Origin of the sequence: Variovorax brevis, assembly GCF_030317105.1 — a bacterium.
GTDB lineage: Bacteria > Pseudomonadota > Gammaproteobacteria > Burkholderiales > Burkholderiaceae_C > Variovorax > Variovorax brevis.
This window is the reverse complement of record NZ_JASZYG010000008.1, coordinates 324,662-337,111: the sequence shown is the minus strand read 5'-3', so window position 1 is coordinate 337,111 and position 12,450 is coordinate 324,662. Positions and strand designations below refer to the sequence as shown.

Sequence of the window (12,450 nt, the reverse complement as noted above, 5' to 3'; positions counted from 1 at the left end):
CACCTTGAAGAACAGGCCTGCTTTCTCTGCTGAACACAGGTCGCCGAATTCGTCGATGACTACCCGCTTCGGCCCGCGCACTGCCGACGAGGTACTCACTCCGATCACGACCGCCCTGGCGCGGTCGAAGAACACAAGCCCGGGGATGCGGCCAAATCAATCGAAGGCCTCGCGAAGACCGGAGCGGCGTTGCGTCTTCGTCGGAGCGTCGGAGACGCTCGACAAAGCTCTCGCCGCCACAGCCCATCGTCGCCACCAGCGCCAACGCAAGCGGAGGATCGCGGCGCCCGCCAGACAAGGGTGAAGTGGGCCCGCATCCGCTGCCACGACGCGTCTCGAATCGCTCCAACGGCTGGCACTCCTCAGCCGGCCACGCACGCACCGGCCGGAACGAGCCGCCACTGCTGCTTTCTCGAATCTCGCGAAAGAGCAAGGCGCTGGAATTTATCAGGCGGCGTACTCAATGCTTCATGCAAATAACTTTTCCCTTTTATGGAATCGACAAAGCCGCACCTTCACTTGTAAGTCGCAGAACGCAAATTGAAAAATCATCAATTAATCGACTCGTCCAATTCGCCAAATTCCGGAATGCGCCCAAAAATTTGCGCGTCATGTCAAAAGAGGAAATAGCAAAATCGCACAGATGACGATAAAACATGCAACACCAATGGCGAATATTTTCACGATTCGAGGCGATCAGTGTTCCTGTCGTCTGATTTGAAAGCGACAAAATTCATGAGTCGATTTGAGCGACGCTGGGTGCATCCTGGCGACTGAAAAAGACAGATTCAAGGCTTTTGCCCCTCACAACTTCGCTGCTGGCCATGGATCAATCCTCACCAAGCACGCCCTATTGCCTGCGGCAAGCGCCCCCCAAATCGACAAAAGCCGAGCGTGGTGCCCCGCATCGAATCCGGGCACGGGCCGACCCGCGAACCGCGCAATATTTCACGCCCATTTCCCACCACCCGCCAACTCGGACCGGAATGCACCCCAACTCAGAAATTTCCGAGCCCCGCGCAGTACTCCGCCTGCATTCGGATGTCGCCTGAAAGTTTCCAATTGACATTCTGGAAATGAATGTTGCTGCTGCTGGGGAGCGCACAACCTTTGTTTCGCACATCGGATGGTTCGCGCAAGCGTCAACAGGAGTTTTTATGGCGGCAGAAATGGTTAAAGGTCGGGGCGTGCAGTCAATGCATGCGCCCGTAGCGCATGACAGGCAGGACACCTTGATGGGGGCAGTTCGCCGGTTGTGTGCTCGTCATGGCGTGCTCGGCGCAGCCGGGTGCCATGGCGTGAATGCCGCGCAAGTTTCGCTTGTTGCCTGGGGCGCGAGCGAAGCCAACGGGGTATCCGCATGAGCCGCAAGTCAAAGAACGACGTCAACGCCACCACGGCGCCCTCCGCGAACTCGCAGACGGAGTCGTCCCTCGGTGAAGACCACACCAACAACAGCGCGGCAAACGAGCCGAAGCTTGAAGCGGGCACCGCGCCTTTCAGCAAGAAAGAACTGAGCCGCAGGGGAGCGTCCAATGGCCAGGCACGCACGGAAGATCTCGCCTTCATGCAGGACCTTCGCGAAGCCATGCTGGTTCAAAAGACGCCCGGCAGCATGCTGGTGCTGTACCTGATTGCGGGCATCGTGACGGTGGGGCTGGGATGGGCGCATTTCGCCAAGGTGGAAGAAATCACCCAAGGCGAAGCCCGCATCATTCCGGCGAGCCGCGAGCAAGTCATCCAGAGCCTGGAGGGCGGCATCCTGGCGTCGATGAACGTCCGCGAGGGCGACATCGTCGAGCGGGGGCAAGTGCTGCTCGAGATCGACCCGACGCGCGCCGGTGCGTCTTATCGCGAAGGCTTGTCCAAGGTGCTGGGGCTCAAGGCCTCGGTGGTCCGCCTGCGCGCAGAGGCCTATCAACAGCCGCTGACCTTCCCGCCGGAAGTCCTGGCGGTGCCTTCGATCGTGCGTGACGAGACGCAGGCTTTCAACGCACGTCGCCAGACGCTGCAAGAGAGCGTGCAGGCGCTGCAACGCAGCCTGCAACTGGCCGAGCGCGAGATCTCGCTGTCGGAGCCCCTGTCGCAGCGCGGCCTGATGTCGGAAGTGGAAATCCTGCGCATGAAGCGACAGGCCAACGAGTTCCGCCTGCAAATCGCGGAGCGCCAGAACAAGTTCCGTGCAGACGCCAACGCCGAGCTGACCCGCCTTGAAAGCGAACTGGCCCAGTCCAAGGAAAACGTCGGCGCGCGCGAAGACATCATGAAGCGCACGACCATCAAGGCGCCTGTCAGGGGCACCGTGAAGAACATCCGCGTGACCACGATTGGCGGCGTGATCCAGCAAGGCGCCGACATCATGGAAATCGTGCCGCTCGAAGGCCAGCTCCTGGTCGAGGCAAAGATCCGCCCGTCGGACGTTGCCTTCGTTCGGCCGCAATTGCCTGCGACCGTCAAGATCTCGGCGTACGACTACTCCATCTATGGCGGCCTGCATGGCACGGTGGAGCATCTGAGCCCGGACACGCTGAAGGACGAGGACAAGTCGCGCCAAGGCAAGGGCGACAGCTCCTACTACCGCCTGTTGGTGCGCACCGACAAGGCATCGCTGAGCGCCGGCGGCAAGGAGTTCCCCATCATGCCCGGCATGACCGCGACGGTCGAAGTGCGCACGGGCGAAAAAACGGTCCTGAGCTACCTGCTCAAGCCCGTGATGAAGGCGCGCGAAGCGTTCCGGGAGAGATAAGAATGAAACAAGATCAGACGATCAAACGACGATCGAGCGCCATGCGCCGATTCGTCGTCGGGGCCAGCATGGCGCTCATGGCTTTCACGAGCGTTGGCGCCTTGGCGCAGCAAGCCCCCAAGCGCAACGCATCGCAGGATGCGTTCGGCATGGCCGCCGATTTGATTCCCATGGATGACAACGGCAAGCGGGTATTGGGAATCCTCGGCGTACTGCATGGACGTGCGGTAGCCGACGGCGTGCCCATGCTCGAAGCAGAGTTGACGACCGCAGAAGCGGCCAACGCAGCCACCCAGGCGTTTGAAGCCGAATTCGCCGGCGCGGACGAAGACGAGACCGCACCGGCAGCCCCCAGGACCGTTCAGGCCCTCGAACGCCAGTCCGCAGCCATTGATGCAGCCAAGATCGCGCAAGTAGCCCCCAGCACGGCCCAAGCGATCGAAACCAGCGTCAACTACATGGACGAAGGCGAGAAGGCGTGGTCGGCCCCCAGCACGACCCAGGCCATCAAAGCCAAGCCCACCCCCATCGACGCAGGCAAGATCGCCCAAGCAGCCCCCAGCACGGCCCAGGCGATTGAAACCAGGCAGCGCAATGACATGGACGAAGCCGAAAAAACCTGGTCGGCGCCCAGCACGACTCAGGCCGTCAAAGCCAAGCCCATCACCATCGACGCAGGCAAATTCGCCCAGGCAGGCCCCAGCACGGCCCAGGCGATTGAAACCAGGCGCAATGACATGGACGAAGCCGAGAAAGCTTGGTCGGCCCCCAGCCCGACCCAAGCCGTAAAAGCCAAGCCCATCGCCATTGATGCAAGCAAGATCGCCCCGGCAGCCCCCAGCACAGCCCAAGCGATCGAAGCCAGGCGCAATGACATGGACGAAGCCGAGAAAACCTGGTCAGCCCCCAGCACGACCCAGGCCGCCAAAGCCAAGCCCACCGCCATTGATGCAAGCAAGATCGCCCAGGCAGCCCCCAGCACGGCCCAGGCGATTGAAACCTGGCGCAATGACAAGGACGAAGGCGAGAAAGCTTGGTCGGCCCCCAGCACGACCCAGGCCATCAAAGCCAAGCCCACCACCATCGACGCAGGCAAGATCGCCCAGGCAGCCCCCAGCACGGCCCAGGCGATTGAAACCCGGCTCACAAGTGTGGCGTCAGGCAAAGACGCCCGGACGGCCCCCAGCACCGTCCAGACCGCGGACGCTCAGCAGCGCACCAGCGTGAGTGCACGCGAAAGCGCTTGGGCGGCCCCGGGCGTCGACGCGGAAGCGCCTTCGCCTGGTGATACGACTGTTGCTGCAGCCAGGGAAGGCCCGGAAGGCGGCTCCACGCCGTCGGACGGCTCCGAAAGCTCGCGCTTCGTCGAGGAGTTGGTGCAGAAGGCACTGGCCACAAGCCCTGCGATCCGTGAAGCCCGCGCCAACTGGCAGGCTTCGGCGGAAGACATCAACCAGACCAAAGGGCAGCGTTGGCCGCAGGTCCAGGTGGGCGTGGCGTCGCCGACGGCGAATTTCGGAAGTGGATCCGCCAATTCACCCACCAGCGCCGGCGCCAACATCAGCGTGACGACGCCAGTGTTCGACTGGGGCCGGCTGTCGAGCACCATCGCCAGCCAAACGGAGAAATCCAAAGCCGTGCGGGAGGGCCTGGAGCAAGTGCGCCAGGGTGTTGCCTACGAAACCACCGCCGCATTGATCGAGCTGCGGCGCTATCGAAAGGAACTGGAACTGAGCCAGGCCTACGTGAAGCGCATGGACCAATTGGTCACGATGCTGAGCCAGATCACCGAGAGCGACCGCGGCCGCGCGAGCGAGTTGACGCAGGCCCGTGCACGGCGCCTGCAGGCGATTGCAAGTCGCGACCAGATCGCTGCAAAAATGCGGGAAACGCAGGTCACCCTGGCCAAGCTCGTCGGCGAAGAGGTGCAACTGCCCGCCAACATGAAGTGGGGCACGGGCGTCACCGATTTGCAGATGGCTCTTTCTTCGGCTACGGAGCACCCCGCCGTGCGGCAAGCACGCGCCGAAGCGAAATCCGCCGGCCTGTATGCGGACGCCGTGAAGGCCTCGCGCTTGCCGCAGGTGAACTGGGTTGTCTCCAAGACAACGCAGACCGATGGCTACGGAAACCGCCAGCCATGGTCGACCAACCTGGCGCTGCAATGGAATGTGTTCCAGGGCGGCTCGAGCGTGGCGGCACAGCGGGCGGCCTACGAGCGCGCCAACGCCGGTGAAGAGAAGGCGAATGCTGCGTCACGCGACCTGGAGTACCGCTTGCGCACTGCGGCCGAACAGCGCGATGCAGCAGCGAGCCGGGCGTCGGAGTACACGTCGCTGATCAAGGAGACGGATCGTGTGCGAGGCATCTTCTTCGAGCAGTGGTACCACCTTGGCAAGCGCACTTTGCTGGACGTGCTCATTGCCGAGAATGACCACTACAACAACCAGATTGCCCAGGTGAACAACCGCTTTGACGCACAGGCGGCCGACCTTCGCATCCGCGCCGACTCGGCCATGCTGCTGCCCTCGCTACCGGCGGAGCCCGCACCCGGGAAGGCTTTTGACCTCAGGGCGATGGCCTCCGGAATCCTGGGTCCCAAGTAAACGGCCAAGTACAGCCAAAGCCGCGGCGCAACCAATGCGCCGCGGCTTTTTTTGGTTTGGAGCCTGTTAGCGCTTCTTGACGCAATCGCCGCAAAGACCGTACAGCGACATGGCGTGGTCCTGGAGAGTCCACCCCTTGTCCTTGGCGATCATTTGCTGGCGGCGCTCGATCTCGGCGTCGTAGAACTCCTCGACCTTGCCGCAGGAGGTGCACACCAGGTGATCGTGGTGCGTGCCTTCGTTCAGTTCGTAGACGGCCTTGCCGCTTTCGAAGTGGCTGCGCTCGAGGATGCCCGCCTGCTCGAATTGCGTGAGCACGCGGTACACGGTGGCCAGGCCGATGTCGGAATGGTCATTGAGCAGAACCCGAAAGACGTCTTCTGCCGTCATGTGGCGTTTTCCGCCAGTCTGGAAGATTTCCAGAATCTTCAGCCGGGGCAGAGTTGCCTTCAGCCCGGTGCTCTTGAGTTCGTCGATCTTGTCCATGGAGGTTCCTGCGCCTGCAGGCGGCCGGCAAGTGGCCAGCCGCTACAATGGTCCGATCATATCGCTACCACTTTCTCCGATGGCTGCCCTTCACTTTCGCCGCATCTGGCCACTCCTTCTGGCAGTGGTCGGCAGCGCCTGCCTCAGTGCTTGCAGCAGCGTTGGCGACAGCACGCGAAATGCGCTCTATGCCATCACGCCCTACAAGGTCGAGATCGTGCAAGGCAACTTCGTCTCCAAGCAGCAAGTCGAGGCGCTCAAGACGGGCATGACGCGCCAGCAGTGCCGCGAAGTGCTCGGCACGCCACTGCTCAATGACGTCTTCCATTCCAACCGCTGGGACTACGTTTTCACGATCCGGCGCCAGGGCGTCGAGCCACAGCAGCGTCGCCTGACGCTCTTCTTCAACGGCGAGGTGCTCGACCGTTTCGAGGGCGATCCAATGCCGAGCGAAGAAGAGTTCGTCGCCACACTGGACACGCGCAGCCGCAAGGGAAGTGTTCCGAAGCTCGAGGCGTCAGAGGACGAACTCAAGAAGTACGACCCGTCCAAGGATGCCAAGGCGCAAGAGCCGGCGCAGCCTCTTCCCCCAATCCCGCCTGTTTATCCGCCTCTCGAATCCGGGCGCTGAGCGCCGATCGGCGGAGTTGCGGCGCCCTTCTTCTTCAAGGCCGAATCGCTTGACCGACTCCAACTCTTCCTCTTCACCCGCACACCGTCGGGTCGCCATTGCCGGCGCGTCCGGCCGCATGGGCCGCATGCTGGTCGAGGCGGTGCAGGCCACCGATGACTGCCGCCTCGTCGGCGCCCTCGACGTCGCCGGCAGCAGCGCGCTTGGCAGCGACGCCGCGGCCGCCCTGGGCGTTGCCAGCGGCGTGCCCATCGTTTCCGACCTGCGCGAAGGGCTGAAGAACGCGCAAGTGCTGATCGATTTCACGCGCCCGGAAGGCACGCTGGCCCACCTGGCCGTTTGCCGCGAGTTGGGCGTTCAGGCCGTGATCGGAACCACCGGTTTCAGCGATGCCGAAAAGGCGCAGATCGCCGGGTTCGCCAAAGACATTGCCATTGTCATGGCGCCCAACATGAGCGTGGGCGTGAACGTCACGCTCAAGCTGCTGGAAATGGCCGCCAAGGCGCTTTCGACCGGCTACGACATCGAGATCATCGAGTCGCACCACCGCCACAAGATCGACGCGCCCTCTGGCACGGCGCTGAAGATGGGCGAGGTCATCGCCGACGCGCTGGGCCGCAACCTCAAGGACTGCGCCGTCTATGCACGCGAAGGCGTCACCGGCGAGCGCGACCCTTCGTCGATCGGTTTTGCCACCATTCGCGGCGGCGACATCGTGGGCGACCACACGGTGCTCTTTGCCGGCACGGGAGAGCGCATCGAGATCACGCACAAGTCCGCCAGCCGGGTGACCTATGCCCAAGGCAGCCTGCGTGCCGTGCGCTTCCTGGCCAGCCAGAAGACCGGCTTGTTCGACATGTTCGACGTCCTCGGGCTGCGCTGAGCTCAATGGGCGCGCTGGCGTTGCTCACCCAGGGGGACGGCGTGAGCCGCTCGGTGGCGGCGCTGCTCCTTGCCATGTCCATCGCAAGCTGGGTCACGATCCTGTGGAAGGGGTGGCTCTTGCGCGGCGGCACGCGCGCCGTGCTTCGCAGCATTGCAGCGTTCTGGCAGGCGCCATCGGTCGACGAGGCAGAGCAGCGGCTCGCATCCTTCGACCGCGCTGCGCTGGTTCTCCCCGCGATCCGGGCCTTGCGCGAACACGACGCACAAACCCACGCCCCACCCCGAACACTTGCTGCCGGCGGTGACGCGATTCAACGCCTCACGCGCGCGCTGCGCGACGCCCTGCATGCGGCCTTGCGACGGCTGCAAGGCGGACAGATCCTGTTGGCCACCGTGGGCGCCACCGCGCCCTTTGTGGGCCTTCTGGGAACTGTATGGGGCATCCACCACGCATTGGCGAGCATTGCAGTGCAAACGGGCGGCTTCACCATCGAGAAGGTTGCAGGCCCGGTGGGCGAGGCGCTGGTGATGACGGCCTTCGGCCTCGTCGTCGCCATTCCCGCCGTGCTCGCCTACAACGTTTTCGGCCGGATGATCGGCCGCATCGAGGCGGAGCTGGAAGGCTTTGCGCACGACTTGCTGACACGCTTTGCATCACCCGCAGCGTTGCCGCCTGCGCGGCCCGCAGCGAACTGAGAGGCTCGACGATGGCTTTCGGTCGCACCGCGCCGGGCACCACCTCCTCCGGCGGGCGGGCGCTCGGGGGCGGGGGCCAACGCCCCCTGTCGGACATCAACGTCACGCCGCTGGTCGATGTGATGCTGGTGCTGCTGGTGATCTTCATCATCACTGCGCCGCTCATGGCGAGCTCGATACGCCTCGATCTGCCGAAAACGGACGCCGGCCAGCCCAACGACACGTCGAAGTTCGTCAGCGTCGTCGTCGATGCCAAGGGCGCCGTTTTTCTCAACGATCAACCCGTGACGGCGGAGGAACTTGCCGCCGGCTTGTCAAAGGCGGCTGCCGCGAGTCGTGACACGGAAGTGCAGTTGAGGGCAGACGCCACGGTGCCTTACGGCAAGGTGGTCGAACTCATGGGCATTGCGAACAAGGCTGGGCTCAGTCGAATCGGCTTTGTGACCCAGGCTGAAGCGCGTAAGTGATGCACTGAGGCGCTGAGACAGGGACGCCTGCAGGTCCACAACAAAAAAAGGGCCGCGAAGCGCTGAACGGCACATGCCGCCCAGTCGCATCGCGACCCTGATCAAGCCCGCTTGCGCGGGCGTTGTTTTTCTTACTTCTTCATCCCCTCCACCGTCACCTCGACACGTCGGTTCGGCGCATTGCAGGCGATCTTCTCGGCCTTGGCGCCCTTGGGGCAGTTGACCACCGGCATGGTGCTGCCGACGCCGTCTGCATGGATGCGATCGCTTGCAATGCCTTGCTCCTTCAGCACGCGGGCAATCGACTGCGCGCGTTGCTCGGACAGCTTCTGGTTGTGCGCAGCGCCACCCATCGGATCGGCGTGACCGCGCACACCCACACGGGTGGCCGCGCCAGCAGACTGCTCGTTGATGAAGCCCACGACCTTCTGCAGTTCGGTGCGCCCGGCCGACGTGATGGAGCCGTAGTCGCCGCGGTCGAATTCAAACAGCACGTCGCCATTCAGCGTGAACTTGGCGGGTTGCGCCGGCGCGGCCACTTCGTTGCACGCCACGCGCTCAGGCACGCGGCTGATGACGTGGTGCGGCTCGCGCGCGCTTGCCAGCAGGCGTTCCGCGTCAGCGCGGTCGACCAGCACGGCTTCGCCCTTGCCATCTTCGGACACGGCGGCGAAGTAGGTCTTGCCGCCTTCCAGGCTCACCAGACGCTTGGGATCCGGGTTGGCCTTGCTCGCATACACGGGCGCATCGCCGATGGGGGCCTGGATCGTGTAGATGCCCTGGTTCAGGCAAAAGCGCGTGTAGCCGTTGGGCAGCAGCGCGGTATGGAAGTGGCTGTTGATGTAGACGTGCGCCGGCTCTGCTGCTGCAGCGGCCGGCATCGTCGCGGCTGCCGCTTTTCTGAAGATGATGATTTGCGCCTGGCTGGAAGCGATCCCGGGAACCGGGCTGTAGACCGGTCCTTCGCGAAGGACTTGCCCTGGCGTTGCCGCGAATGCAGCGGGAGCCGTCAGGCACAGTGCCGTCAGGATGGAAGCAATGATGCCGTGGCGCTTTGACGCGCGCTGGCCATTGGAAACAAGACTTGTCGATTTCATGGTGAAGCTCCGGATGCCCAAGGGGCATCGCTTGAATATTGGGGATGTGGTGGGTGTTGGAAAGCAGATCCAGGCGCGTGGCAACCCTGCGGTTGCCACGCCCCGGACGGTTCGCTTACAGGATCGTGGTGTGCACCTTGTCGTCGACCAGCAACTGGCTCGTGCTGCTCACGGTGGTGTGGGCCTCATACGTCGGGCAATCCACTGCCACCGGCGCAACCGGTTCCTGCTGCCCGGCTTGCGCCGGCTTTGCGGTCGCCGAGTGATCCTGCAGGAAGAACACGTCTTCGCTCATGATCAACATGCCATCGTCGCGAGTAGCGGTCGATTGCAGATGCTGCTTGCCATGCTCGTCTTCGACGAGGTGTGCGTTCGTGCCGATGGCCGCGACGCCGTGTTGTGCCAGTGTCTGGATTTCGCCTGCCTGGACCACCGCATCGCCGTTGTCGACCCACAGTTCGATGCCGTCCAGTTCGCTGCCGGCCAGTTGGCCGTCGCCGTTGACGTCAAGCAGGCTCAGCTTGGCATAGCCGTCGCTGTAGTTGCCGCCCTGGTCACCGAACAGGCGTGAACCGTCCATGTGCTCCGCTGCGTGGCCGTCGCGGTTGTCGATCAGGATGCCGTCGCCGGAACCGTCGAACCACTCGATGGTGTCCTTCTGGCCGTCGGCGTCGATGTCGAACTGTACCGTGTGGCCCATCGCTGCACCGGCATCCTTCTGGGAGGACGACGTGGCACCCGTGACGCCGATTTGGCCATCGTCGTTGAGGTCCAGCCCGATGGGGGTGGCTGGCCTGTCTTCGATCGTGACCACCTGAGTGTCATGATCGCCGGTCACACCGGGGCGCACATTCGCAACCCGCACCTCATAGACGTGCTCGCCCACTTCCAGCGATCGCGTGTCCACATAGCTCCAAGTGGTCGCACCGGCCGGTACGTCGACCACCGTCCATGTATTGCTGCCTTCGAGGGAGATTTGCACCCGCTCGTCGTCAGCAAGCGGAGCACTGATCGTTCCACTGATCGTGATCGACTTGTCAGCGGTCACGAAATCACCCGGCGTACCGGTGTCATTGGTGATCGCGTCGATGGTGATGGTGGTCGTCGGCGGCGTCGTGTCAATGATGACTTCCTGGCTGGTCGCCGGGCCAACGACGGTACCTGCCGTGTCAACGACACGCGCCTGGTACTCGTAGCTGCCGTCGGTGAGCGTGCGTGGATCCACATAGGACCACTCGGTCGCACCTGCTGCAGCGTTGACATTGCTCCAGGTCTTGCCGCCGTCGATCGAGATCTGCACCTTCTGATCGGCATTCAGGGCCTTGGTCAGGTCGCCATTGATGGTCAGCGACGTGTCATGGGTGTTGAAGTCCCCCTTCACGCCATAGTCAGTGCTGATGCTCTTGATGGTGGCAACTTCCTTGGTGTCCACCGTCAGCGTGTACGGCGCCGAGGCCGGGCTGTCGTGGCCCACCGAGTCCGTGGCCGTGACCGTGAAGTCGTGCTCGCCCTGCTTGAGCGGCGTGGTGGGCGTATAGCTCCACTGGCCGTCAGGACCGGCGGTCACAGTGCCCAGCGGCTTGCCGTCGTCATAGATGGTGACCGTGCTACCCGGCTCGGCTGTGCCGACGAGCGCTGGCGTCGTGTCGTCTGTCGTCGCGCCATTGGCCAGGTTGCCCGTGACGAATCCTTCGTTGTCGATGCCCTTGGTGATGGCGGGCGCCACGGGTGCAGCCGTGTCCACAGTCACATTCAGCGGCGCGGTCGCCGGGCTGGTGTTGCCAGCCGGATCCGTCGCCGTTGCCGTGAAGGCGTGCGGGCCATCGGCCAGCGGCGTGGTCGGCGTGAGCGTCCAGTTGCCATTGGCGTCCACCGGTGCAGTGCCCAGCTTGGTGCCGTTGTCGTACACCGTGACGGTCGAACCCGGTTCGGCCTTGCCCGAGAGGGCGGGCTTGTTGTCGTCGGTCACGTCGCCATTGGCGAGCTGGCCGGTCTTGGCGCCCACGTCGTCGGTTGCCACCAGGGTGGTGGGTGCGGCGGGTGCCGCAGTGTCGATCACGACGTTCAGCGGCGCGCTCACCGGGCTGGTGTTGCCAGCCGGGTCCTTCGTCGTCGTCGTGAAGGCGTGCGGGCCATCGGCCAGCGGCGTGGTCGGCGTGAGGCTCCAGTTGCCCTTCAAGTCCACCGGTGCATCGCCCAGCTTGACGCCGTTGTCGTACACGGTGACGGTCGAACCAGGCTCGCCCTTGCCCGAGAAGGTGGGCTTGTTGTCATCCGTCGTGTCGCCGTCGGCCACCGGACCGGTCTTGGCGCCGACGTCGTCGGTTGCCACCAGGGAGGTAGGTGCTTCAGGTGCGGTCGTGTCCACGACGATGTCCAGCGGCGGGCTCACCGGGCCGGGGTTGCCAGCGGGATCCTTCTCCTGCGTGGTGATGGCGTGCGGGCCCTCGGGCAGCGGCGTCGTGGGGGTGAAGGTCCAATCGCCGTTGTCGTCGACGGGCGCTTCGCCAATGCCTTCCAGCGTCAACTGCAAGTCATCGCCCACGCGGGTGATCGTCACATTTTCCGGAGCGACGTCGCCCTCGGAATTGAGGATGTATTTGAAACCCGGCGACGCCTTGAGCTTGACAACGGAATTTCCGTCCAACTCAACGGCCTTGGCGGCCTTGCCGTTATTGATCACAACCGACGTTTTTTTCGAGACCACAGAAATTCCAGTACTTAGTTTAAACAAATAAAACTCAAATATTTCTTCTGCGAGGATTTTGGAAATCAGAACATCCGATTCAAAACACCGCTACGCAATTCAGCTGCGCAAGAAACAATGACCAACCCC

At 63.4% G+C, this 12,450-nt stretch carries 9 protein-coding genes; 6 read left to right on the top strand and 3 right to left on the bottom strand.

What is annotated here, in order from left to right; all coding sequences use genetic code 11:
• Positions 1-1,360: 1,360 nt before the first annotated feature.
• Both QTI66_RS25445 and QTI66_RS25440 read left to right on the top strand, forming a co-directional pair.
• Entirely contained in the window at positions 1,361-2,746 is a 1,386-nt protein-coding gene (locus QTI66_RS25445; protein WP_353506220.1) for an HlyD family type I secretion periplasmic adaptor subunit, read from the top strand.
• Between the two features lie 2 nt (positions 2,747-2,748).
• Positions 2,749-5,352 (top strand): TolC family protein, encoded by a 2,604-nt coding sequence (locus tag QTI66_RS25440; protein WP_286562854.1) that lies wholly within the window; start codon positions 2,749-2,751, stop codon positions 5,350-5,352.
• A 66-nt stretch (positions 5,353-5,418) separates the two neighbouring features.
• Here QTI66_RS25440 and fur read toward each other — a convergent pair whose 3' ends face one another.
• Positions 5,419-5,838, bottom strand: coding sequence for a ferric iron uptake transcriptional regulator (fur, locus tag QTI66_RS25435; protein ID WP_286562852.1), 420 nt, complete (start codon positions 5,836-5,838; stop codon positions 5,419-5,421).
• A 79-nt stretch (positions 5,839-5,917) separates the two neighbouring features.
• Between fur and QTI66_RS25430 the strand changes: the two genes are divergently transcribed.
• Genes QTI66_RS25430 through QTI66_RS25415 form a run of 4 tightly spaced genes read left to right on the top strand, consistent with a single transcriptional unit; the run spans position 5,918 to position 8,517 of the window.
• A complete protein-coding gene (locus QTI66_RS25430) occupies positions 5,918-6,469 on the top strand; it encodes an outer membrane protein assembly factor BamE (RefSeq protein WP_286562851.1) in 552 nt (183 codons plus the stop codon).
• 49 nt (positions 6,470-6,518) lie between these two features.
• Positions 6,519-7,352: a 4-hydroxy-tetrahydrodipicolinate reductase gene (dapB, locus tag QTI66_RS25425; protein ID WP_286562849.1), complete on the top strand. Its 834-nt coding sequence runs from the start codon at positions 6,519-6,521 to the stop codon at positions 7,350-7,352.
• A gap of 5 nt (positions 7,353-7,357) precedes the next feature.
• Entirely contained in the window at positions 7,358-8,050 is a 693-nt protein-coding gene (locus QTI66_RS25420) for a MotA/TolQ/ExbB proton channel family protein (RefSeq protein ID WP_286562848.1), read from the top strand.
• An 11-nt stretch (positions 8,051-8,061) separates the two neighbouring features.
• Positions 8,062-8,517, top strand: coding sequence for an ExbD/TolR family protein (locus tag QTI66_RS25415; RefSeq protein ID WP_286562847.1), 456 nt, complete (start codon positions 8,062-8,064; stop codon positions 8,515-8,517).
• A gap of 131 nt (positions 8,518-8,648) precedes the next feature.
• Here the strand turns inward: QTI66_RS25415 and QTI66_RS25410 are convergent, their stop codons facing one another.
• Both QTI66_RS25410 and QTI66_RS25405 read right to left on the bottom strand, forming a co-directional pair.
• Positions 8,649-9,614, bottom strand: coding sequence for an OmpA family protein (locus QTI66_RS25410; RefSeq protein WP_286562846.1), 966 nt, complete (start codon positions 9,612-9,614; stop codon positions 8,649-8,651).
• A 115-nt stretch (positions 9,615-9,729) separates the two neighbouring features.
• Positions 9,730-12,297 carry an Ig-like domain-containing protein gene (locus QTI66_RS25405; protein ID WP_286562845.1) on the bottom strand — a complete coding sequence of 856 codons (2,568 nt, stop codon included), beginning with the start codon at positions 12,295-12,297 and terminating at the stop codon, positions 9,730-9,732.
• Between the last annotated feature and the right edge of the window lie 153 nt (positions 12,298-12,450).

What these genes read in the sequence shown, in the direction of transcription:
- QTI66_RS25415 (WP_286562847.1), top strand. Translation starts at nt 8,062, where the DNA reads ATGGCTTTCGGTCGCACCGCGCCGGGCACCACCTCCTCCGGCGGGCGG.
- fur (WP_286562852.1), bottom strand. Translation starts at nt 5,838, where the DNA reads ATGGACAAGATCGACGAACTCAAGAGCACCGGGCTGAAGGCAACTCTG.
- QTI66_RS25410 (WP_286562846.1), bottom strand. Translation starts at nt 9,614, where the DNA reads ATGAAATCGACAAGTCTTGTTTCCAATGGCCAGCGCGCGTCAAAGCGC.
- QTI66_RS25445 (WP_353506220.1), top strand. Translation starts at nt 1,361, where the DNA reads ATGAGCCGCAAGTCAAAGAACGACGTCAACGCCACCACGGCGCCCTCC.
- QTI66_RS25440 (WP_286562854.1), top strand. Translation starts at nt 2,749, where the DNA reads ATGAAACAAGATCAGACGATCAAACGACGATCGAGCGCCATGCGCCGA.
- QTI66_RS25420 (WP_286562848.1), top strand. Translation starts at nt 7,358, where the DNA reads ATGGGCGCGCTGGCGTTGCTCACCCAGGGGGACGGCGTGAGCCGCTCG.
- QTI66_RS25430 (WP_286562851.1), top strand. Translation starts at nt 5,918, where the DNA reads ATGGCTGCCCTTCACTTTCGCCGCATCTGGCCACTCCTTCTGGCAGTG.